22 protein-coding genes, 1 tRNA gene and 1 pseudogene are annotated in these 22,280 nt (G+C 71.3%); 18 read left to right on the top strand and 6 right to left on the bottom strand.

Features of this window, described 5'->3' with window-relative positions:
- The first annotated feature begins 2 nt into the window (after nt 1–2).
- A complete protein-coding gene (gene proB / locus V2J52_RS11935; RefSeq protein ID WP_331227938.1) occupies nt 3–1,133 on the top strand; it encodes a glutamate 5-kinase in 1,131 nt (376 codons plus the stop codon).
- A gap of 18 nt (nt 1,134–1,151) precedes the next feature.
- Here proB and V2J52_RS11930 read toward each other — a convergent pair whose 3' ends face one another.
- From V2J52_RS11930 to ku, 4 genes are all read right to left on the bottom strand, one after another.
- Entirely contained in the window at nt 1,152–1,349 is a 198-nt protein-coding gene (locus V2J52_RS11930) for a hypothetical protein (RefSeq protein ID WP_331227937.1), read from the bottom strand.
- Nucleotides 1,346–2,008, bottom strand: coding sequence for a DsbA family oxidoreductase (locus tag V2J52_RS11925; RefSeq protein WP_331227936.1), 663 nt, complete (start codon nt 2,006–2,008; stop codon nt 1,346–1,348). Before V2J52_RS11925 ends, V2J52_RS11930 begins: the two co-directional genes overlap by 4 nt.
- A 48-nt stretch (nt 2,009–2,056) precedes the next feature.
- On the bottom strand, nt 2,057–2,980 hold the full coding sequence (locus tag V2J52_RS11920) for an NADP-dependent oxidoreductase (protein WP_491062184.1): 924 nt from the start codon (nt 2,978–2,980) through the stop codon (nt 2,057–2,059).
- A gap of 62 nt (nt 2,981–3,042) precedes the next feature.
- Nucleotides 3,043–4,017, bottom strand: coding sequence for a non-homologous end joining protein Ku (gene ku / locus V2J52_RS11915; RefSeq protein WP_331227934.1), 975 nt, complete (start codon nt 4,015–4,017; stop codon nt 3,043–3,045).
- Between the two features lie 168 nt (nt 4,018–4,185).
- On the opposite strand from ku, the gene V2J52_RS11910 reads away from it, so the two are divergent.
- From V2J52_RS11910 to V2J52_RS11835, 16 genes and pseudogenes are all read left to right on the top strand, one after another.
- Nucleotides 4,186–4,554, top strand: a complete 369-nt coding sequence (locus V2J52_RS11910; RefSeq protein WP_331227933.1) for a DoxX family protein — start codon at nt 4,186–4,188, stop codon at nt 4,552–4,554.
- Between the two features lie 204 nt (nt 4,555–4,758).
- A complete protein-coding gene (locus V2J52_RS11905; protein WP_491062128.1) occupies nt 4,759–5,520 on the top strand; it encodes a transporter substrate-binding domain-containing protein in 762 nt (253 codons plus the stop codon).
- A 37-nt stretch (nt 5,521–5,557) separates the two neighbouring features.
- A complete protein-coding gene (locus V2J52_RS11900) occupies nt 5,558–6,229 on the top strand; it encodes an amino acid ABC transporter permease (RefSeq protein ID WP_331227931.1) in 672 nt (223 codons plus the stop codon).
- A complete protein-coding gene (locus tag V2J52_RS11895) occupies nt 6,229–6,951 on the top strand; it encodes an amino acid ABC transporter ATP-binding protein (RefSeq protein ID WP_491062127.1) in 723 nt (240 codons plus the stop codon). Before V2J52_RS11900 ends, V2J52_RS11895 begins: the two co-directional genes overlap by 1 nt.
- Nucleotides 6,952–7,001: 50 nt before the next feature.
- Nucleotides 7,002–9,449, top strand: a complete 2,448-nt coding sequence (locus V2J52_RS11890) for an ATP-dependent DNA ligase (protein WP_331227929.1) — start codon at nt 7,002–7,004, stop codon at nt 9,447–9,449.
- A 450-nt stretch (nt 9,450–9,899) separates the two neighbouring features.
- Complete coding sequence (locus V2J52_RS11885) at nt 9,900–11,288, top strand: glutamate-5-semialdehyde dehydrogenase (RefSeq protein WP_331227928.1); 1,389 nt, start codon at nt 9,900–9,902, stop codon at nt 11,286–11,288.
- A gap of 74 nt (nt 11,289–11,362) precedes the next feature.
- Nucleotides 11,363–11,518 (top strand): hypothetical protein, encoded by a 156-nt coding sequence (locus V2J52_RS11880; RefSeq protein ID WP_331227927.1) that lies wholly within the window; start codon nt 11,363–11,365, stop codon nt 11,516–11,518.
- A 4-nt stretch (nt 11,519–11,522) separates the two neighbouring features.
- A pseudogene (nadD, locus tag V2J52_RS11875) lies at nt 11,523–12,119 on the top strand (nicotinate-nucleotide adenylyltransferase); the annotation flags it as partial.
- Nucleotides 12,120–12,299: 180 nt separating this feature from the next.
- Entirely contained in the window at nt 12,300–13,631 is a 1,332-nt protein-coding gene (locus V2J52_RS11870) for a hypothetical protein (RefSeq protein ID WP_331227925.1), read from the top strand.
- On the top strand, nt 13,621–14,061 hold the full coding sequence (rsfS, locus tag V2J52_RS11865; protein WP_331227924.1) for a ribosome silencing factor: 441 nt from the start codon (nt 13,621–13,623) through the stop codon (nt 14,059–14,061). The genes V2J52_RS11870 and rsfS overlap by 11 nt, the downstream gene beginning before the upstream one ends.
- Nucleotides 14,058–14,672 carry a histidine phosphatase family protein gene (locus V2J52_RS11860; protein WP_331227923.1) on the top strand — a complete coding sequence of 205 codons (615 nt, stop codon included), beginning with the start codon at nt 14,058–14,060 and terminating at the stop codon, nt 14,670–14,672. Before rsfS ends, V2J52_RS11860 begins: the two co-directional genes overlap by 4 nt.
- 85 nt (nt 14,673–14,757) lie before the next feature.
- Nucleotides 14,758–14,833, top strand: a tRNA-Ala gene (locus V2J52_RS11855).
- Nucleotides 14,834–14,972: 139 nt separating this feature from the next.
- Nucleotides 14,973–15,809, top strand: a complete 837-nt coding sequence (locus V2J52_RS11850; protein ID WP_331227922.1) for a hypothetical protein — start codon at nt 14,973–14,975, stop codon at nt 15,807–15,809.
- A gap of 100 nt (nt 15,810–15,909) precedes the next feature.
- Complete coding sequence (locus tag V2J52_RS11845) at nt 15,910–16,710, top strand: type 1 glutamine amidotransferase (protein WP_331227921.1); 801 nt, start codon at nt 15,910–15,912, stop codon at nt 16,708–16,710.
- A 5-nt stretch (nt 16,711–16,715) separates the two neighbouring features.
- Complete coding sequence (locus V2J52_RS11840) at nt 16,716–18,107, top strand: DUF4389 domain-containing protein (RefSeq protein WP_331227920.1); 1,392 nt, start codon at nt 16,716–16,718, stop codon at nt 18,105–18,107.
- 71 nt (nt 18,108–18,178) lie between these two features.
- Nucleotides 18,179–19,090 carry a universal stress protein gene (locus V2J52_RS11835; protein WP_331227919.1) on the top strand — a complete coding sequence of 304 codons (912 nt, stop codon included), beginning with the start codon at nt 18,179–18,181 and terminating at the stop codon, nt 19,088–19,090.
- A gap of 44 nt (nt 19,091–19,134) precedes the next feature.
- Here V2J52_RS11835 and V2J52_RS11830 read toward each other — a convergent pair whose 3' ends face one another.
- Both V2J52_RS11830 and V2J52_RS11825 read right to left on the bottom strand, forming a co-directional pair.
- Nucleotides 19,135–19,677 carry a nitroreductase family protein gene (locus tag V2J52_RS11830; RefSeq protein ID WP_331228096.1) on the bottom strand — a complete coding sequence of 181 codons (543 nt, stop codon included), beginning with the start codon at nt 19,675–19,677 and terminating at the stop codon, nt 19,135–19,137.
- 50 nt (nt 19,678–19,727) lie between these two features.
- Complete coding sequence (locus V2J52_RS11825) at nt 19,728–20,585, bottom strand: TIGR03620 family F420-dependent LLM class oxidoreductase (RefSeq protein WP_331227918.1); 858 nt, start codon at nt 20,583–20,585, stop codon at nt 19,728–19,730.
- A 168-nt stretch (nt 20,586–20,753) separates the two neighbouring features.
- Here V2J52_RS11825 and V2J52_RS11820 point away from each other — a divergent pair, with 168 nt between their 5' ends.
- Entirely contained in the window at nt 20,754–22,271 is a 1,518-nt protein-coding gene (locus V2J52_RS11820) for a molybdopterin-dependent oxidoreductase (protein WP_331227917.1), read from the top strand.
- Nucleotides 22,272–22,280 lie beyond the last annotated feature (9 nt).

The following is a 22,280-nucleotide window of genomic DNA, read 5'->3' as shown; positions in this document are numbered from 1 at the left end:
CTGTGACTCCCGCGATCCAGGACCGTTCCGGCGTCGCCGACGCTGGTCGGGTCGTCGTCAAGATCGGCTCGTCGTCGTTGACCACGACCGGCGGCCGGCTCGACGTCGACCGCATCCACCGGCTCGTCGAGGTGCTCGCGGCGCGCCGCACCGCTGGGCAGGAGGTCGTGCTGGTCTCCTCCGGCGCGATCGCCGCCGGCATCACCCCGCTCGGGCTGCCGGTCCGGCCGCAGGACCTCGCCACCGCCCAGGCCGCTGCCTCGGTGGGGCAGGGGCTGCTCGTGGCGCGGTACACCGCGGCGTTCCGGGAGCACGGCCGGCTGGTCGGCCAGGTGCTGCTCACCGCGGAGGACCTCATCCGCCGCCAGCACTACCGCAACGCGCAGCGTTCGCTGGGCCGGCTGCTCACCCTCGGGGTGGTGCCGGTCGTCAACGAGAACGACGCCGTCGCCACCGACGAGATCCGGTTCGGCGACAACGACCGGCTCGCCGCGCTCGTCGCGCACCTCGTCCGCGCCGACGCGCTCGTGCTCCTCACCGACGTCGACGGCCTGTACGACGGCCCGCCGTCGCGCCCCGGCACGGCACGGATCTCGGAGGTCCGCGGCCCCCAGGACCTTGAGGGCATCGAGGTGACCGGGCGCGGCACCGCGATCGGCACCGGCGGGATGGTCACCAAGCTCGAGGCGGCATCGATCGCCACCAACGCGGGCGTGCCCGTGGTCCTCACCTCCGCGGACCACGTGGCCGAGGCGCTGGCGGGCGAGCCGGTCGGGACCTGGTTCGCGGCCACCGGGAACCGCAAGAGCACCCGGAGGCTGTGGCTGGCGCACTCGGCGCGCACCCAGGGCCGGCTGGTGCTCGACGACGGCGCGATGCACGCCATCACCCATGGCAAGCGGTCGCTGCTCGCCGCCGGCATCCTGCGGGTCGAGGGCGACTTCGAGCCCGGCGACGCCGTCGAGCTTGCCCGCACCGACGGCGTGGTGGTGGCTCGTGGCCTGGTCTCCTACAGCGCCGGGGAGGTCGCCGAGATCCGTGGCCTCACCACCGGCCAGCTGCAGGAGCAGGGGATCGCCCACCCGCGCGCCGTCGTGCACCGCGACGACCTCGTCATCGTCCGGCGGTACTGAGCGGCGGCTGAACGGCAGCTACTCGGTGCCGGGGACGGCACAGACGCCGTCGATGCAGATACCGGCGTCGGCGTCGCCCAGCTGGGTCAGCCCGCCGGGGACCGGCAGCAGGCCGCCGGGGAGGGCGCCGAGCGGCGTGGTCGCCGGCGATGCTCCGATGGTGGCGGCCGGGGCGGAACCGGCCGCGTCGGCACCCGCCGGGCGCGGCGCGGTCATGACCGCGCCGCCGCGAGCTCGGTGCGGACCTGCTCGAGCGCCTGGGTGAATGCCTCGGGCTGCTGCGCGCCGGAGATGCCGTAACGGCCGTCGATGACGAAGAACGGCACGCCCTGGATGCCGTACGCGCGGGCCTGGGTGAGGTCGGCGGTCACCGCGTCGGCGTAGCTGCCGGCCTCCAGTGCGGCGAGCAGCTGGTCGCGGTCGAGGCCGACGTCGGCGCCGAGGTCGGCCAGCTCGGCGGCGCGCCCGACGTGGCGGCCCTCCTCGAAGTAGGCGGCGAACAGCCGCTCGACGAGCTCGAGCTGCTTGCCGTGGTCCTTGGCGAAGTGCAGCGCCTGGTGCGCGAGGAGGGTCTTGGTGTGCTTGACCGAGTCGAAGTCGTAGTCGAGGCCGACGCTCGAGGCGATGGTGCTCACCTGCCGCAGCATCTGCTCCACCTGCGCCTGGTCCATGCCCTTGTGCGAGGCGAGGAAGTCCACCTCGCTGCCCTCGAAGTCCACCGGGGTGTCGGGTGCCAGCTCGAAGGAGTGGTAGGTGACGGTGACGTCGTCGGCGCCGGCGAAGGCGGCCAGGCCGGCCTCGAACTTGCGCTTGCCGATGTAGCACCACGGGCAGGCGATGTCGGACCAGACGTCTACGGAGATCTCAGCGCTCATGACTGGGCAACGGTGGCGCGGGGCCGGTCATTCCCCGGCAGGTCGCGGTCAGCGCTCGACGTCGATGACGAGCTTGCCGTGCGCCTCGCCCTCCTGGCTCACCCGGAACGCTTCAGCGACCTCGTCGAGGGGGAAGGTGCGGTCGATGTGCACCTGCAACCCGCCGTCGGCGACCCGCTGCAGCAGCTCGGCCAGCCGCGGCCCGTCGGGGCGGACCCACAGCCACCTGCCGCCGTGGTCGGTGACGCGGGGGTCGGTGATCGAGACGTGCCGGCCGCCGTCGTTGAGCACGGCGAGCGTGGTGTCGAGGACGTCGCCGGCGAAGTCTGCGACCGCGTCGACGCCCTCGGGGGCGAGGTCGCGCAGGCGTGCCTCGAGCCCGTCGCCGTACGCCACCGGCGTGACGCCCAGCGCTTCGAGCCGCTCGAAGCTGCGCGGTGACGCGGTGCCGATCACCCGGGCGCCGGTGGCCACCGCCAGCTGCGAGGCGACGTGCCCGACGCCGCCGGAGGCGGCATGCAGCAGCACGGTGTCGGACGCCGAGAGTGCCAGCGCCTCGATGCTCCGCAGCGCGGTCAGGCCGGCGAGGGGGAGCGCCGCCGCCTGGTCGTCGGTGACGCCGTCGGGGACGTGACCGGCGAACTCGGCGGGGATCGTCACGTACTCCGCGAAGGTGCCGCCCGAGACCGCGATCTTGCGGGCGTAGGCGGCCACACGGTCACCGACCGAGAACTCCGGGGTGTCTGGGCCGACCTGCGCCACGACGCCGGCCATGTCCCAGCCGGGGATGGCCGGGAAGTGGGTGTCCATCATGGCGTCGAGCCCGCCGGCCATCACCTTCCAGTCCACGGGGTTCACCGCCGCGCGGGTGACCTTGACCAGGATCTGGCCCGGTCCGACCTTGGGCACCGGCACGTCCGACATCTCGAGAACGCTGTTGTCACCGAACTGGGAAAAGGTCATTGCTCGCATGCCCGGCACAACCGCGCGCTACCGGTGCCTATTCCACAGCGGCCGGTGGCCGGCGCCAGAGGTCAGGCCGACTTCGGCTGCTTGGTCGCCTTCTTGCCGGTGCTGCCGGACTTGGCCGACGCGGGCTTCTTGGTGGTGGACTTGGTCGCGGCAGGCTTCTTGGCGGTGGACTTCGTCTCGGACGTCGTCGACGAGGCGCCGCTCTTGCTGCCGGTGCCGCTCTTGGAGCCGGAGCCAGAGCCGGACTTCTTGCCCTTGGCGGCCGAGACCGAGCGGCGTAACGCCTCCATGAGGTCGACGACCTCGGCGTCCTCGCCCTCGTCGGCGGCCTTCTCCTCGCCGAAGGTCGCCGCGGTGTCGACCGTCTCGCCCTCCTTGAGCTTGGCCTCGACGAGGATCTGCAGCTGCTCCTGGTAGTCGTCGGTGTACTCGGACGGGTCGAAGTCCCCGGAGTAGGAGTCGACCAGCGTCGAGCTCATCTCCAGCTCCTTGGCGCTCACCCGGCTGCTGCCGAGGTCGAAGTCCGGCTCGCGGAGCTCGTCCTGCCACAGCAGCGCCTGCAGCACCAGCACCTTGTCCCGCACCCGCAGCGCGCCGAGCTGGCTGCGCTGGCGCAGCGTGAAGGAGACCACCGCGGTCCGTGAGGTCTCCTCCAGGGTGCGCCGCAGCAGGGCGTAGGACTTGGTCGAGGAGGACGCGGGGCCGAGGTAGTAGCTCTTGCCCATGACCATCGGGTCGATCTGCTCGCTGGGGACGAACTGCTGGATCTCGATCTCCCGGCTGCGCTCGGTGGGCAGCTCGGCGAGCTCCTCGTCGGTGAGCACGACGGTGCGCTCACCGTCGTCGTACGCCTTAGCGATCTGCGCCCACTCGACGACCTCGCCGCACACCTCGCAGCGGCGCTGGTACCGGATGCGGCCGCCGTCGGCGTCGTGCACCTGGTGGAGGGAGATGTCGTGGCTCTGGGTGGCGCTGTAGAGCGAGACCGGCACGTTGACCAGACCGAAGGAGATGGACCCCTTCCAGATTGCGCGCATCGGTTCCTCCGAACGGACTCGGTTCCCGGCATGGTCCCACGGCTCGCCGCGCGGCACCACGGGGCGGCCCCCGCTCGGCCGGGTCGCCGAACCGCTGCCGCGGCGGACCGGAACCCTCTAGGTTGGTGCGGATGGCTCGGGCCGGTCGACGACGACGTGAGGAGCAGCATGGCGCTAGCAGTGTGGGCAGCAACGGTGCTGCTCGCGGTGGTGTTCCTCGGGTCCGGGGCGTTCAAGCTGACGAAGTCGCGGCAGGCGATGGCTGAGGCCGGCATGATCTACGTGCGCGACCTGCCGGCGTGGTCCCTCAAGCTCATCGGCCTCGCCGAGCTGGCCGGGGCCATCGGGCTGGTGCTGCCGCCGGTGCTCGACCGCAACCTCGAGCTCGTCGCGGCCGCAGCGGGCCTGCTCGCCGTGCTGATGCTCGCGGCCGTCGGGCTGCACGTCCGGCGCAGCGAGCCGTTCCTCGTGCCGCTGTGCCTCATGCTCCTCGCCGGCGCGGTCGCCGTGCTGCGGCTGACGGTCTACCCGCTCTGACCCGCTGTCGGCCATGGCCAGGAGCAAATTTGCCGTTTCGTGACCTCGACGCCGCCACGCCGGTGTGGCCTTTGACACGTCTGGACCCCTTCTATACGTTCAACCAACGGCGTTCACGCGCCACCGATCTGTTCCCCGAAGGAAGGGCCCTTCGTGCGCCTGAACAAGCGACTCTCCACCACCGCCGCCGGTGCCTCTGCGGTCATGCTCACCCTCGCACTCGCCGGCTGCGGCGACAGCGGAGGAGAAGGGATCCAGGACTCGTACGTCGTGGTCACCGATACCTCGTTCGTGCCCTTCGAGTTCGAGGAGGACGGCGAGTACGTCGGGTTCGACATCGACATCATCAACGCCATCGCGGACGAGGTCGGCTTCGAGATCGACCTCGAGACGACGAACTTCGACGGCATGATCCCGGGTCTGCAGACCGGCACCTTCGACATCGCGATCGCGGGCATGACGATCACCGAGGATCGTGCCGAGAGCGTCGACTTCACCAACCCGTACTACAAGTCCGGGCTGCGGATCGCTGTGGGCGTCGACAACGACGAGATCACCAGCATCGAGGACCTCGAGGGCAAGACCATCGCCACCCGCCTCGGCTCGACCAGCGCGGCCTACATCGAGGAGAACATCGAGGGGGCCACCCCGAACATGTACGAGCAGCTCGACCAGGCCTACCTCTCGGTGCAGGGCGGTGGCTCGGACGCGGTGCTGTACGACGCCCCGAACGTCGAGTACTACATCCTCACCACCGGCGGCGACACGCTGAAGATCGTCGGCGACCTCATCGAGGCCCAGGACTACGGGATCGCGGTGTCGCAGGGCAACGAGGAGCTGGTCGAGGCGATGAACGAGGGGCTGGCGACGATCATCGACAACGGCACCTACGCCGAGATCGCCGCGGAGTGGTTCGGCAGCGAGCCGGACTGGATGGATGAGCTGGCCGCGACCTCGGGCGGCTGAGCCTGACGCGATGGTCCTGGTGGAAGGTGCGTGACCCGTGGACGCCATCTTGAACTTTAACTGGGCAGGGGTCGTCGAGTTCCTGCCGAACCTCGCCACCGGGCTGTACTACACGCTGCTGGTGTCCGTCGTCGGCATCTCGATCGGGTTCGTCGTCGGGGCCCTGATCGGGCTGGCGCGGCTGAGCCGCTTCAAGGTGGTCTACTACCTCGCGACGGCCTATATCGAGGTCGTCCGAGGCACCCCGTTGCTGGTGCAGGCGATGTGGCTGTTCTTCGCGCTGCCGCTGATCATCCAGTACACGCTGCCCTCGGTGGTCGCGGGCATCATCGTCATCGCGATCAATGCCGCTGCCTACATCGCGGAGATCGTGCGTGGGGCGGTGCAGTCCATCGAGAAGGGCCAGATGGAGGCCGGGCGGTCGCTGGGGATGAATCAGCGCACCACGATGCGCAAGGTGATCTGGCCGCAGGCGTTCAAGCGGATGATCCCGCCGCTGGGTAACCAGTTCATCATCAGCATCAAGGACACCTCGCTGCTCTCGGTGATTCTTGTTCCCGAGCTGCTGTTCCAGGGGCGGGTGATCGCCTCGAACCACTTCAACTCGGTGGAGATCTACACGACGGTGGCCGTGTTCTACCTCGCGATCACGCTGAGCCTGTCCGGCGTCCTGCGAATCATGGAGAAGCGTTTGGAGATCCGGTCATGATCATCGAGGTGTCCGACCTGCACAAGTCCTTCGGTGACAACGAGGTCCTCACCGGGATCGACCTCACGGTGTCCGACGGCGAGGTGGTCTGCGTCATCGGGCCGTCCGGCTCGGGCAAGAGCACCCTGCTGCGCTGCCTCAACCGGCTGGAGGAGATCACCAGCGGCGTCGTCGTCGTCGACGGCCACCGACTGACCGACCGCAAGATCAAGATCGACGAGGTGCGCTCGGAGATCGGGATGGTGTTCCAGCAGTTCAACCTGTTCCCGCACATGTCGGTGGTGGAGAACATCATGCTCGCCCCGACCATGGTGCGCCGGCTCGGCACGACGGCGGCGCGCGAGCGGGCGCGGGCGCTGCTGGCGAAGGTCGGCCTGCAGGACAAGGAGAACGACTACCCCCGGCGGCTGTCGGGCGGGCAGCAGCAGCGCGTGGCCATCGCCCGGGCGCTGGCGATGGAACCGCGGATCATGCTGTTCGACGAGCCCACCTCCGCGCTGGACCCCGAGCTCGTCGGCGAGGTGCTGGCCGTGATGAAGGACCTGGCGAAGGAGGGCATGACGATGGTCGTCGTCACCCACGAGATGGGCTTCGCCCGCGAGGTCGGCGACCGGGTGCTGTTCATGGACGACGGCGCGATCGTCGAGCAGGGCACCCCGGAACAGATCTTCGACAGTCCGCAGGAGACACGTACCCGCGCGTTCCTGGACAAGGTGCTCTGAGCCGGCGGTCCACGGATGCGCCGGCGCGGCCCGGCGGCCACCATGGGGCCATGGCAGACAACGGCGGTCCGCAGCTGGTGACGGTCGGCGGCCGGCGGGTCCGGCTGACCAGCCTGGACAAGGTGCTCTACCCCGAGACCGGAACCACCAAGGCCGACGTCGTCGAGTACTACTCCCGGATCGCCGAGGTGATGCTGCCGCACTGCGCGGGCCGGCCGGCGACCCGCAAGCGCTGGCCGAACGGCGTCGGTACCGCCGACGAGCCGGGGGAGGTGTTCTTCCAGAAGAATCTCGGGCAGGGCACCCCGGACTGGGTCGCCCGGGTGGAGATCGAGCACAAGTCACACCGCAACACCTACCCGCTGCCCGACGACGTCGCGACCCTCGTGTGGTTCGCCCAGCTCGCCGCGCTCGAGGTGCACGTGCCGCAGTGGCGGGTAGGCAGCGACGGCAAGGCGCGCAACCCCGACCGGCTGGTGCTCGACCTCGACCCCGGCGAGGGGACCGGCCTGGCCGAGTGCGTCGAGGTCGCGACGTATGCCCGCGAGCTGCTCGAGGGGATGGGGCTGGACCCGATGCCGGTGACGAGCGGCTCCAAGGGCATCCACCTGTACGCCGCGCTCGACGGCGCCAGCACCTCGGACCAGGTGAGCGAGGTCGCGCACGAGCTCGCGCGGACGCTGGAGGCCGAGCACCCGGACCTCGTCGTCTCGCAGATGAAGAAGACGCTGCGCACCGGCAAGGTGCTCGTCGACTGGTCGCAGAACAACGCCGCGAAGACCACCGTCGCGCCCTACTCGCTGCGGGGCCGTGACCGCCCGATGGTCGCCGCGCCGTGCACCTGGCGCGAGCTGCTGCACCCGGCGCTGCGCCAGCTCGACCTGCGCGAGGTGCTCGAGCGGGTCGAGCGCCGCGGCGACCCGCTCGCCGGTCTCGGCGAGGCGGCGGACCTCGCGACCGGCCCGGCGCGCGACCGGCTCGAGGTGTACCGCGCCAAGCGCGACACGCAACGCACCCCCGAACCCGTGCCGGAGCGCGTCTCGCGGGGCGACGAGGACGAGGAGGACGGCGACGGCGGCGGACTCACCTTCGTCATCCAGGAGCACCACGCCAGCCGGCTGCACTGGGACTTCCGCCTCGCGCACGACGGCGTGCTCGTCAGCTGGGCGCTGCCCAAGGGCGTGCCGACGACGACGAAGAAGAACCACCTCGCGGTGCAGACCGAGGACCACCCGATGGAGTACGGCAGCTTCGCCGGCACCATCCCCAAGGGCGAGTACGGCGGCGGGGAGGTGACGATCTGGGACCACGGCAGCTTCGAGCTGGAGAAGTGGTTCGAGGGCAAGGAGGTCATCGCCACCCTCACCGGCCAGCCCGACGGCGGGCTCGCCGGCCCCGACGGGCCCGGGCGCACCAGCAAGTTTGCGCTCATCCACACCGGCGGCCGCTCCGAGGGCGAGGAGAACAACTGGCTCATCCACCTCATGGCCGCTGCCGACGGGAAGAAGGACAGGTCCGGCGACGCCCCGCCGTCGTCACCCGAGCCGATCAAGCCGATGCTCGCCACGCTGGCGGCGCCCAGGGACTTCGACAGCAGCCTCGACTGGGCGGTGGAGATGAAGTGGGACGGGGTGCGCGCCGTCGTCGTCGTCGATGACGGGCAGGTGCGGCTGGTGGGGCGCAGCGGCCGGGACATGACGGCCACCTACCCCGAGCTCGCCGACCTCGCCGAGCACGTCGAGGCCACGACGGCGGTGCTCGACGGCGAGATCGTCGCGCTGACGCCGGAGGGTCGGCCGGACTTCGGGCTGCTCCAGCAGCGCATCCAGCTGACCGGCACGCGCGCCGTCGCGCGCGCCGCCGAGCAGAACCCGGTCCGGCTCATGCTGTTCGACGCGCTGGAGGTCGACGGCGAGAGCCTGCTGCGGCGTCCCTACGACGAGCGCCGCGAGCGGCTTGGGTCGCTGGTCGAGGAGGCCGGGCTGTTCGCGGTCCCGCCGGCGTTCGACGGCGACCTCGACGCCGCCGTCGCGGCGAGCCGGAAGTGGCGGCTCGAGGGGGTGGTGGCCAAGCGCCGCGACTCGCCGTACACGCCGGGGAGGCGCAGCCGGGCGTGGCTGAAGATCAAGCACGTGGCGGCGCAGGAGGTGGTGGTCGTCGGCTGGCGCCCGGGGCAGGGGAGCAGGTCGGGGAAGGTGGGCTCACTGCTGCTCGCCGTGCCGGACGGCGACGAGCTGCGGTACGTGGGCCGGGTCGGCACCGGGTTCTCCGACCGGGAGGCCAGCGAGTGGGTGACCGAGCTCGAGCGGATCGAGCGCAAGACCGCGCCGCTGGAGGTGCCCAGGCCGGACGCCAACGACGCCCGCTGGGTCACGCCGAACCGCGTCGCCGAGGTCGAGTTCGCCGAGTGGACCGAGCCCGGCCGGCTGCGCCACCCGCGCTGGCGCGGCTGGCGCCCCGACAAGTCCCCCGACGAGATCGTCACCGAGCGCCCCTGACCCCACCCCCTCTCGCGACAGCAACCTTGTCCCCGAGAGCGGGATTGTCCCCGACAGCCGACTTGTCCGCGAGAGCCGACTTGTCCGCGAGAGCCGACTTGTCCCCGAGAGCGGGATTGTCCCCGACAGCGGGATTGTCGCCGACAGCGGGATTGTCGCCGAGAGCAGGATTGTCCGCATGGCCGCGCTGCCGCTGTGCGCCCGGGTGTCGCGGTGAGGCACGGGCGTCGGGGAGTTCCGTCGGGCCTTCGGGCTGACGAAGCTGCCCGACCCTGGTGCCCTGGCTTCGAATCGACGTCGACAATCCTGCTGTCGGTGACAAGTCGGCTGTCGCTGACAAGTCTGCTGTCACGGAAGGGGGGGCAGGGGGCGGGGGTGTCGGGGGGCACGGGGCGTCGGGGCACGAGACGGTGCTACCGGTTGTCGGACGTGCGGCCTACCCTGGAGGGTATGGCCGATACACCCGTCCTCGAACCTTCGCACCTCGTCGCCGACGCTGAGCAGGTCGCCGCGGCGACCGACCTCGCCGCCGAGCCCGCTGCCGCGACCGCTGAGCCGGCGGCCGCGAGCACCTCGGACGTGCACGAGGCCGTGGCGACGATCGCCCGGGCCGCCCGCAAGGCCTCCAAGGTGCTCGCCACCGCGACGCGTGCCACCAAGGACGCCGCGCTGAACGCCATGGCCGACGCGCTGGTCGACGCCGCGGACGAGATCGTCGCCGCCAACACCGTCGACGTCGAGCGGGAGCGCGCGAACGGCATGTCCGAGCCGCTGCTCGACCGCCTCGCCCTCACCGCTGAGCGCATCGCCACCATCGCCGACGCGCTGCGTGACCTCGCCGCACTACCCGACCCGGTCGGGGAGGTGGTGCGCGGCTCGATCCTGCCCAACGGCCTCACGCTGCGCCAGGTGCGGGTGCCGATGGGCGTCGTCGGGATGATCTACGAGGCACGTCCGAACGTCACCGTCGACGCCGCCGGCCTCGCGCTGAAGTCCGGCAACGCCGTCGTGCTCCGTGGTGGTTCCGCGGCGCAGTCGTCCAACTCGGTGATCGTCGACGTCCTCGGCCGCGCCCTCGCCAACGAGGGGCTGCCGAGCGAGCTCGTGCAGTCGATCGACGCCTACGGCCGGGAGGGCGCCGTCGAGCTCATGCGCGCCCGCGGGCTCGTCGATGTCCTCGTGCCGCGTGGCGGCGCCGGGCTCATCCAGACGGTGGTGCGCGAGTCGCTGGTGCCGGTCATCGAGACGGGCGTGGGCAACGTCCACGTGTACGTCGACGGCAGCGTCGACGTCGCGCAGGCGACCGAGATCGTGCTCAACTCCAAGACCCAGCGCACCGGGGTGTGCAACGCCGCCGAGACGCTGCTGGTCCACGCGGACATCGCCGCGGAGTTCCTCCCCGGAGCGCTCGCCGCGCTCGGTGAGGCGGGGGTACGGATCCACGCCGGCGACGGCGTCGGCGAGCTGGCCCCGGAGGGCGTCGAGGTGGTGCCGGCCACCGACGAGGACTGGGCGTCCGAGTACCTCAGCCTCGACCTCGCCGTCGGGATCGTGCCCAGCATCGACGCCGCGATCGAGCACATCGACCGCTGGTCGAGCGGTCACACCGAGGTCATCTGCACCCTCGACCTGCGCGCCGCGAACCGCTTCACCCGCGAGCTCGACTCCGCCGCGCTCATCGTCAACGCCTCGAGCCGCTTCACCGACGGCGGTGAGTTCGGTCTCGGCGCCGAGATCGGCATCTCCACCCAGAAGCTGCACGCCCGCGGCCCCATGGGCCTGGGCGAGCTGACGACGACGAGCTGGATCGTCGTCGGCGACGGGCAGATCCGCCAGTAGCGCGCCGCACGAGCTACCACCCCCGGCGTGGGAGACTGGTCCCAGCCGACTTCCACGGAAGGAAACACACCGCCATGACGAGCTCCCTCGTGACACTTGCCGCTGAGACCGAGGTGGTCAACGAGCTGCCCATGCCGCCGTTCATGTACGGCATCATCGCGCTCGGGATCCTCATGTTCCTCCTGCTGTTCACGCTCGCGTACCGCAACATCCACACCCGCAACCGCTGAGGACATGACCGTCCGAACCGCGCGCCGGATCGGGGTCATGGGTGGCACCTTCGACCCGATCCATCATGGTCACCTCGTCGCGGCCAGTGAGGTCGCGGATGTCTTCGCGCTCGACGAGGTCCTCTTCGTCCCCACCGGGGAGCCGGTCTTCAAGCAGGTCCGGCGGGTCACGTCCGCCGAGCACCGCTACCTCATGACGGTGGTCGCGACGGCGTCCAACCCGCGGTTCAACGTCTCGCGGGTGGACATCGACCGTCCGGGACTGACCTACACCATCGACACGCTGCGCGACCTCAAGCTTGCCTACCCGGACGCCGAGCTGTTCTTCATCACCGGCGCGGACGTGCTGCCGCAGATCCTGCAGTGGAAGGACGTCGACGAGCTGTGGTCGCTGGCACACTTCATCGGCGTCAACCGTCCCGGTCACCAGCTCGACGACGCCGGGCTGCCGAGCAACGGCGTCTCGCTGCTCGAGGTGCCGGCGATGGCCATCTCCTCCACCGACTGCCGGCAGCGGGTGTCGACGGGCATGCCGGTCTGGTACCTCGTGCCCGACGGCGTTGTGCAGTACATCGCCAAGCACAACCTCTACCGGGACGACGAGAATGAGACGATCGGCGCCGTCGGTGACGCGACGGACGGTGACGCGAGGGATGACGACGGGGCGGACGGCCGGCCGGCCGGCGATGGTGGTTCGGAACGGGCGGCTTCGCGCGGGACAGCTGCCGGCGCGCCGAGCGCGGAGTAGGGACAGAGCATCGTGAGGGAGGGTGACGACGCGATGAGCGAGGCTGACCGGATGGCGGCACTGGGGGAGCGTCGGCGACGGCGCGAGGCCGAGCGCGCCGCGGCGCTGGCCGCGGAGCAGGCCGGGAGCAACGTGCCGCTGACCCGTCGCGAGCTGCGCCGACGCCAGCTGGAGGAGCAGGCCCGGCTCGAGGCGATCGCCACCGGCGAGCTGCAGCTGGGCCCTGCCGGCACCTACGAGGTGCGCAAGGCGGCCCGGGAGGCAGCGGCGACCGCGAGCGAGAGCAGCGCTGCCACCAGTCCTGACTCGGGCGCCACCGCGTCGTCGCCGGCGAGCGCGCCCTCCGCCGCGAGCGGTGCCGTCCCGGTCGAGCGAACGTCATCGCCGCGCAGCGCCGGCTCGGCGACCGGTTCGACGCCGACCGGTGCGACCGCGACCGGTGCGGCGCCGAGCACGTCTCCGGCCAGCGCGCCGTCTGCCGCGACCGGTGCGATCGCCACCGGCCGCCCGCCGTCGCGGCGGTCGATCCGCGACAAGCGCGAGACCGCTGACGATCGTGAGACCACGCCGCAGGAGCGCACCGCCACCGGGCTGCGTCCGGTGGTCAGGACACCGTCGTCGGCGCACGGCGTCCGGCGGCTGGACGCGACCGGCCAGCTGACCGGTGTGCAGCCCGCGGTCCGGCCTGACGACGTCCCCGAGCACCCGCTCACCGGTGGCATCCCAGCGGTCGGCACGCGTCCGTCCCCGCCGGCCGCCCCGCGCCCGACGCCGGCGACGCCGGTGGGGCGCCCCACCAGCGCGAGCACCGGTACGTCCGACCCGGTCGAGTGGGACGACGCCGTCACCGGAGTCGGCGAGATCATCGCGGTCTCCCCGCAGTCCGCGCAGATCGACCTCAGCGCCGCCCGTCCGAGCGCCGTGAGCGCCCCGGAGGCCGCCGCCGGCGGCGTTCCGACGGCCGACGCCCCGGACGACACCCCGGACGACGACGAGGATCTCGACGACGAGTACGACGCCGCGCCGCTGCCGCGACCCCAGTGGGTGGCGATCAGCAGCGTGTCCGGCGCCAGCGCCGACGAGGCCGGCCAAAGCACTGTGTCACGGCGGTCACTGCGTGCGGCGTCGGCGGCATCCGCGGCGTCGACGTCGTCCGCGCCCGAGGCGGCCGAGGAGCACGAGGACGAGAGCGCCGGCCGGCACCCGATGGTGACCGTCATCAAGATCGTCGTGCTCGCGCTCGTCGCGGCGATCATCGGCGCGCTCATCTGGCTGCTCGCCACCGAGGCCTTCGACGACACCCCGAACGCCACGGCATTGACCATCAGCACCACCGACCACCCCGAGGAGACCAGTGCCAGCTGACGAGAGATCACGACACCTTGCCCAGGTGGCGGCACGCGCCGCTGCCGAGAAGAAGGCCGAGGAGCTGATCGCGCTCGACGTCAGTGAGCACCTCGTGCTCACCGACGTGTTCGTCGTCGCATCCGGCGCGAACGAGCGCCAGGTGCGCTCGATCGTCGACGCCGTCGATGAGGCGCTGCACAAGGAGGGCGCCCGCCCGTCCCGCAAGGAGGGGGTGCGCGAGGGACGCTGGGTGCTCATGGACTACGGCGACATCATCGTCCACGTCCAGCACGCCGAGGACCGGGAGTTCTACGCGCTCGAGCGGCTGTGGAAGGACTGCCCGGTGGTCGAGCTGCCGAGCGACCTGTACGACGGGCCGGACGCCGTCGCACCGGGGGCCGCCGACGACGCCAGGGGAGCGGAGCCCGTCGCGGCCACGCCGGCATGACGGGGCCCACCATCGTCCTGTGGCGCCACGGCCAGACCGACTGGAACGCCACCATGCGGCTGCAGGGGCAGTCGGACATCGAGCTCAACGAGACCGGCGTGGCGCAGGCTGCTGCTGCGGCGCCGCGGATCGCCGAGCTCGGCCCCACCCGGATCGTCAGCTCGGACCTGCAGCGAGCCTTCCGGACCGCCGAGGCGCTCGGTGAGGTCACCGGGGTGGCTGTCGAGACCGACGTGCGGTTGCGCGAGCGGTCCTTCGGGCTGTGGGAGGGGATGACCCAGCCGGAGATCAAGGCGGGCTGGCCCGAGGCCTTCCGCGCCTGGCGGCAGGGGGAGGAGCCCGAGGGCATCGACGCGGACCGCCGCGTCGAGGTCGGCCGGCGGGTGGCGGCGTCGATCCTCGAGTCGGCCGGCGAGATGGACGACGACGGCGTGCTCGTGGCCGTTGCGCACGGTGCGGCGATCACCCTCGGCCTCACCCACCTTCTGGACCTGGACTCGGAGGCCTGGTTCGGCCTCGGCGGCCTGGACAACTGCGCCTGGGCGCTGGTTGGGCCCAACCCCGGCCGGCGGCCCGGCTGGCGGCTCACCGGTCACAACCTGCAAGCGTGAGAGCGGCGGGCACAGTGTGGTGCGTGCCACCGCCGCGGGATTGGTCAGCAGGGCACGCGGTCATCTAGACTGATCATCGGTTCACGGGGCTATGGCGCAGTTGGTAGCGCGCTTCCATGGCATGGAAGAGGTCAGGGGTTCGAATCCCCTTAGCTCCACCAGATGAACATTATGAGGCTGACGGCCGTCCCGAGCGGGACGGCCGTCAGTCGTTTCCGGTGCAGGCCGCGGCAGCGTTGCCCTCGCCGCGCGGCCGTGACGGGAGAGCTCCCGTTGCTGCGCCGGTAGGCTCAGCGCTTGATGCCTCCTGCCACCTCCGGTTCGCCCGACCACCTGCTCGACCCCGCCGGGGTTGCGGTACTGAGGCGGGCACAGGCCCGCCCGTCGCGCGGGATGGTGCTCCTTGCCGTCGTGGCTGTACTGCTGCTGGCGCTGCCTACGGTGGTCTACGTGGTTGCCGAGGGTTCGCACCAGCTCGGCGGCGATCGCCTTGACCACCTGCTCGGCCGCACCGCACAGGTCACCGCCCAGGTGGACTCGGTGCAAGAGGTGGGCCACTGCGGCCGAGCGTCGGAGTCCAGGGATCAGTTCCGCATCGAGCTGAGCTGGACCACGGGTCCGCCGCCCGGACACAGCGCCTTCCTGGCCTGCGATAGAGCGCTGGCGGTGGGAGAGAGTGTCCCGGCGTGGGTGGACGCCGATGGCTACGTACAGCTCGCTTCGCCCACCTCGGTCCGGCTGGCCGCGGGTGGGATCGGCCTCGGCCTCAGCATCTTTGCCCTCGGTCTGGGTGCCGCGATGCTGATCCCGGCCCGGCAGCGGCGTCGTCGGCTCCTTGCCGCTGGAGACACCCTGCTGCTGCCGGCGGTGCCGGTGGTCGTCGAGCCCTACGACCAGAAGACGTTGGGCTTCCGGCTCATCCCGGCGCCGCAGGCCGCCGGTGCGGCCCTGCCGATCTCGGCCATCCCGATCCTCTACGGCGCCGCCGGTCAGCAGCCGAAGCTCAGCACGGTCCGCAAGCTGCGGGGCACCTGGAAGTTCCGTGCCGGACCGGTGACCGGGGTGAACCGGCAGCTCGGTGTGCTCGAGCGTGGCCAGGAGCGCTGCTGGGTAGAAGGCAGGCTGCTACGGCGGTAGGCCGTGACGGGCCGAGACCGCGAGGTGATGGCGGCTCGCGACGTCACCCTCGACAAGGAACAGTTCGCGACTCTCGGCGGCGGCGAGGCAGACTGACGCGATGTCCCTGCGCCCGAACGTCACTGTCGTCCAGCACAGCGCCGTCGTGCCGCTCGGCCGGTTCGCCGGCTGGCTGACGGACGTCGATCTACGGATCGTGCGCGGCTGGGAAGGCGAGCCGGTCCCGGCGATCGCGGACGTCGGGGACGCGCTCCTCGTCCTCGGTGGCGAGATGAACGCCTACGACGACGAGCGCGCGCCGTGGCTGCCCGCCACCCGGCGTCTCCTCGCGGACGCCGTCGACGCCGAGCTGCCGGTGCTAGGAATCTGCCTGGGCCATCAGCTGCTGGCCGCCGCCACCGGCGGTCAGGTTGCCGTGGCGGCGCCGCAAGGTCTGGAGGCCGGGCTGGTCGAGGTCGGCTGGGAGCCGGGGGCGGCGGACGATCCGCTGCTGGCCGCCGTCGTCGCGGACGACGCCGGTGCCGGCTCGCCCGGCGGCCGTGATGCCGCGGTCCGCAGCTACCAGTACGCGATGCACCACGACGGGGTGTCCCAGCTCCCGGCCGGCGCCGTCCGCCTCGCGACCTCGGCGCTGTACCCGGTGCAGGCGATGCGGGTCGGCTCGGCGCTCGGCGTGCAGTTCCATCCCGAGGCCTCGCCGGAGCGGATCACGCGGTGGGCCGAGCGCCACGGCGCCACCGGCCCGGCGGTCGAGGCCGCCACCTCCGGCCGGCACGACGACGAGGTCGCCAGGGTCGCCCACCGCATTGCCCGGGCCTTCGCCAGGCAGGCGGCTGGGGACCATCGTCCCTGGTGCGGGGAGGGTTCGAGCCGGAGGCTGGAGGAACACCAGAGAAGGTGATCGTGATGGCCACCGCGGTCATGCCCAGCGTTCCCACCTATCCCGTCCACGTCGACGCAGGGAGGGCGCCGGATCATCCGTCGCGGTGGCTGTGGCTCGTCAAGTGGGTCCTGATCATCCCGCACGCCTTCGTGCTGCTGTTGTTGTGGGCAACGTTCGCGGTGCTCGGCGTGGTCGCCTTCGTCGCGATCCTCATCACCGGCCGCTACCCGCGCGCGATCTTCGACTTCAACGTGGGCGTGATGCGCTGGAACTGGCGGGTGGCCTACTACTCCTACGGGGCCCTCGGTACCGACCGCTACCCCCCGTTCAGCCTGGCCGAGGACCCGGACTTCCCCGCGCACCTGACCGTGGACTGCCCCGAGCGGCTCTCCCGTGGCCTCGTGCTGGTCAAGTGGTGGTTGCTGGTCCTGCCGCACTACCTGCTGGTCGCGGTGTTCGTCGGGGCGGGGGCGAGCGCCGTCCGCGAGCTCGCCGGAATGGAGTGGGTGTGGGAGGGCGGACTCATCGCGCTGCTCGGCCTCATCGCCGGGATCGCACTGCTGTTCACCGGACTGTATCCGCGCGGGGTGTACGACTTGCTGCTCGGCCTCAACCGCTGGGTGCTGCGGGTCGCTGCCTACGCCGGCCTGATGACCGATGCCTACCCGCCGTTCCGGCTCGACCAGGGCGGCCCCGAGGTGCTCGCCCTCACCACGGACACGAGCCCCCGTCCGCCGCACCACGCACCCCCGCCAGAGCCGGTAGACCCGGCGTCGTCGTGGACGCCCGGCCGCATTGTCGCCGTGGTGGCCGGCGCGCTGGCAGTACTCCTCGCCACCGGAGGGATCGTCGCCGGGGTCGCACTGCTCGCGTGGCCCTCGGTGCTGCGCGACGACGGCTTCCTCACCAGCCCCGACTGGCAGCTGGAGAGCGCCGGCTACGCCGTGGTGACCGAGGACCTCGTGCTCGCCGGCAGCGGCCTGGACGAGGGGCTGGGCGAGCTGCGGCTGCGGGCCGAGGGGCTCGACGGCAAGGTCTTCCTCGGCGTCGCACGCGCCCAGGACGCCACCGACTACCTCGACGGCGTGTCACGGACCATCCTGGGGTTCCCGCGGTCGGCCCGTGACCTCAGTGGCGAGCCGCCGGCCGTGCTGCCCCAGGACGCAGACATCTGGCTCGGCTCGGCGTCTGGCCCCGGCGTGCAGGAGGTCACCCTCCTGCCCGAGCCGGGCACCTACGTCGCCGTCGTCATGGACGACGACGGCGACGCGGGTGTCCGTGCCACCGTCGACGTCGGAGCGACCCTGCCGTGGGTCGACACCGCAGCCGCGGTCCTGCTCGTCGGCGCGGTGGCCGTGCTCGCCGTCGGCGGTGTGATGGTCGCGCTGGCCGTCCGCGCCGCGAGTCGACCCTAGCCAGCCGGCCGGGTCGATCGAACCGACGACCCGTGCAGGCACCACCCGCACCACCGAGCCAGGAGGCAGAGATGGGAACCACCCGGAACGCAGGTACGATCGTCGTCGGTGTCGACGGCTCGCCGATGTCCGACGCCGCACTGCTGTGGGCGGCCGCGCAGGCCGACCGCGACGGCGCCGAGCTGCAGATCAGGTACCTGGTGCCGATGATGCCCGCGGTCCCCGCCCCCGGCGTCATCGACTTCGGCGATCCCCAGCAGCTCGCCGGTCACGTCACCGAGGACGCGCTGAGCAAGGTCCACGCGGCACACCCCGGCCTGGCGGTCACCAGCGAGGCGCGTCCCGGTCGGGCTGCACCCGCGCTCATCGAGGCGTCGAGGCGGGCCGCCATGGTGGTGCTCGGCGCGCGCGGGCACGGCCGGTTCGCCGGCCTGCTCCTCGGCTCGGTGTCCCAGCAGGTGGCGATGCACGCGACCTGCCCGGTGGTGGTCGTGCGGGGCAGCGGCCGGCCAGACGCCGGTCCGGTGGTCGTCGGGGTGGACGGCTCGACCGAGTCGGAGCAGGCGCTGCGCTTCGCGCAGCGCCAGGCGCAGTCGCTCGGCAGGCCGGTGCGCGCCGTCCGCGCCGAGTACGTGGAGATGCCGCCCGGGGTGCCTCCCGGCAGCTGGTACGGCGAGCTGGTCGAGGAGGCCAGGACGAGAACGGAGGAGGTCCGGGCCACCGTCGACGACATCGCCGACGAGCTGCCGGACGTCGACGTCGAGCTCCGGGTGGTCCACTACCACCCGGTCGCGGCGCTGGTCGACGAGTCGACCGATGCCAGCCTGCTCGTCGTCGCCAGCCGAGGGCTGGGCGGGTTCGCCGGGCTGCTGCTGGGCTCGGTGAGCCAGGGCGTGCTCTCCCGGGCCACCGTGCCGGTCGCGATCGTGCCCCGCTCCGACGCGGCGCCCGGCGAGGCGGAGCAGGGCCCGGTCGCCCAGTAGTCCCCCCGTCGCTCGCACCTGCCGGCCGCGCCGGCGGAAGCCAACTACCCCGGCATCGGGCCGAGGAACTGGTGCGGGTCGAGCGCGGGGCGGCTCGACTCCCGCATCCTCGCGCGGAACCGCTCGTCGATGTTCCCGACGTACAGCCAACCCATGAGCAGCTCGGTGTCGAGGAGGCCGTGGGCCGCGCGCACTTCTGGTGCGTTGGCGAGCACTCCGCTGCGCCACATCACTCCCCAGCCCGCTTGCCACAGTGCGAGCTCGAGAAGGTGTGCGGCACCGGCGGCGGTGGCGTGCTGCTCCCACTCGGGCACCTTCGGGTGCGGCCGCGGGCTGGCGACGACGGCGATGAGCAGCTCGGCACGGAGCGGTTTCGGATTGTGCTCACCGGGGTCGCGCTGCTCGCCGGCCGCGGCATCGAGCGCCTCACCGAGCCGCAGCCGGTCGTCGCCGCGAAGCGTGATGAGCCGCCACGGTCGCAGCGCCTTGTGGTCGGCGACGGGGGTGACGGCGGCCAGCAGGCCGGCGAGCTCGGCGTCCGTCGGCGTCTCGGGGCCGACCTTGGAGACCGACCGCCGGGCCGCCATGGATCGGAGCACCGGATCGTCGGAGAATGCCGTCTGATCCACGGGGGACATCAGCGCTCGACGAGCTCGGCGGCCAGCGCCGCCAGCGCGGGCAACGGGTCCTGCGCCGCCGGGAGGAGCTGGACGCAGACGTGGTCGGCCCCCGCCTCGAGCTGTCCCTGGACGACTGCTGCCAGCTCGGCCGGTGTGCCGTTGGGAGCGAGCGCGTCGACCGCGGCGTCGGTGGCGCCGCCATCGAGCTCGGCGGCGGTGAACCCGTGGGACTCCAGCGTGCGGCGGTAGTTCGACAGCGACAGGTAGCGGGTGAGGAAGTCACGGGCGGCGTCGCGGGCAGCGGCGGCGTCGGTGGTCGGCACCAGTCGCTGCTCGGGTGCCACGAGCGGGCCGGGGCCGAGGATGTCACGGGCGAAGCGGGTGTGCGCGGGCGTCGTCATGTACGGGTGGGTACCGGCAGCGCGCTCGGCCGAGAGTCGCAGGGTGCGCGGGCCGAGGGCGGAGATCACCCGGCGGTGCGCAGGCACGCCCTCGGCGTCGAGGGTGTCCAGGTAGGACACGAGCGCCGAGTAAGGCTTCTGGTACCGGTCACCGAGCGCCTCAGGGTGCCCGATGCCGACGCCGAGCACGAACCGGCCCGGGTGCGTCTTCTCCAACCGGTGGAACGAGGCCGCGACCTCGGTCGCCGGCGAGCTCCAGATGTTCACGATGCCGGTGGCGACGGTGATCGTCTCGGTCGCTTCGAGGAGCTGCTCGGCGATGGCGAGATCGGCGTCCGGGGAGCCGCCGATCCAGACCGTGCCGTACCCGAGCCGCTCCACGGCAGCGGCCGACTCGGGGGTGAGCAGCGCGCCGCCGCGCCAGAGTCCGAGGCGGCCGAACGCGGGCGTGGCTGACGGTGACGACGTAGGCATAAGGCTCCGATCGGGAGGAAACGCGGATCACATGGCTCCCTCCACCGTACCGGGGTCACGATCACGGTCGACGGGCCAGAGATGCTGCTTCCGATCGAGGTTCCACCCGCTAGGGTGAGCCAGAGCACTGACTTCGACAGTTGACGCCGACCGGAGGCACCCACCCCGATGGATTCTGATTTTCCGCTGTGGCTTCGCGCCACACACTTGCTGAACTTCGTCCTCATCGGCATGCTGCTGCGCAGTGGCTGGGAGATCCTGGCGTCGCTGCCGCGGCTGTGGTGGAGCAACGACAGTGCCCCGGGCAAGGAGTGGCTGAAGTTCACCCGGCGTGAGCTGCCCAAGGAGGAGGGTGTCTACACCTCGCTCATGGACGAGCGGTCCGCCAGCCCCCTCTTGACCCTCCCGGGCAAGAAGAACATCGGCCTGGGGCGTCACTGGCACGGGCTGAGCGCGAGCCTCTGGCTCCTCAACGGCGCGGTGTACATCGCGCTGCTGTTCGGTACCGGGCTGTGGCGACGCATCATCCCGACGTCGTGGGACGTGTTCCCTGAGGCATGGGAGTCGCTCAATGTCTACCTCAGTTTCGAGGCGCCCGGGATCGAGCACTTCCAGCCCTACGACGCGCTGCAGATGCTCGGCTACACGTTCGTCATCTTCATCCTCGCGCCGTTCATGATGTTCACCGGCATCGCGATGGCGCCGGCCGTGCGCTCTCGTTTCCCGCGCTACGTCAAGTTCTTCGGCGGCCACCAGGGAGCGCGGTCGCTGCACTTCATCGCCATGGTGTTCATGACGCTGTTCATCTTCATGCACGTGGGTCTGGTGTTCCTCGTCCACCCCGAGTACAACCTGCCGCACATGGTCTTCGGCGTCGACGACACCTCCCGCTACGCCCAGGCGTTCGCCGTCGCAATCCTCACGATCGCCGTCGTCTTCGCGTTCTGGATCGCGCTCAGCTACCTCTCACTGGCCAACCGCCCGCGGGCCCACCGCTTCCTCGTGGGCGCCACCGAACCGGTCCGCAAGATCGCCTTCGGCTGGATGAAGCCGCGCATGAGCCGGCAGAACGCCTACACCGAGAAGGACATCTCGGAGTTCCACTGGACCAACGGCCTGCCGCCCACCGAGGACGAGTCGCCCGAGTGGCTCGAGCATCGCGACAACAACTGGGACGGCTGGAGCCTCGCGATAGGCGACAAGCTCAGCGGGCGCTCGGTGGAGCTCGGCCTGGACGACCTGCGCAAGCTTCCCAAGGCCGAGTACATCGCCGTCCACACCTGCATGCAGGGCTGGTCGGCCACCTCGAAGTGGGCCGGCGTCCGGTTGCGGGACCTCCTGGAGGTCCTCGGTCCGCGACCGGAGGGCGCGAACTACGTCATGGTCACCTCCCACGGCCTCGCCCAGGAGATGGTCGACCACCGTCCCCGCGAGCCCTTCTACGCCGTGCTGGACATGCAGATGATCGAGGAGGAGGACACGATCCTGGCCTACGAGCGCAACGGCAAGCCGCTCGACATCCACCTCGGAGCGCCGGCCCGGCTGCGCGTGGAGTCCAACCACGGGTACAAGATGGTCAAGTGGGTGAAGTCGATCGAGTGGATCGAGGACTACGCCGAGTACGGCGACGGACGAGGCGGCACCCGCGAGGACAGTGCCATGCAGGCCTTCAACGGCCGGATCTGAGGAGCTCGC

It is taken from the genome of Georgenia sunbinii (assembly GCF_036421875.1).
Lineage (GTDB): Bacteria > Actinomycetota > Actinomycetes > Actinomycetales > Actinomycetaceae > Georgenia_B > Georgenia_B sunbinii.
Note: the sequence above shows the minus strand (reverse complement) of the source record. Positions and strands in the feature narration are given on the sequence as shown.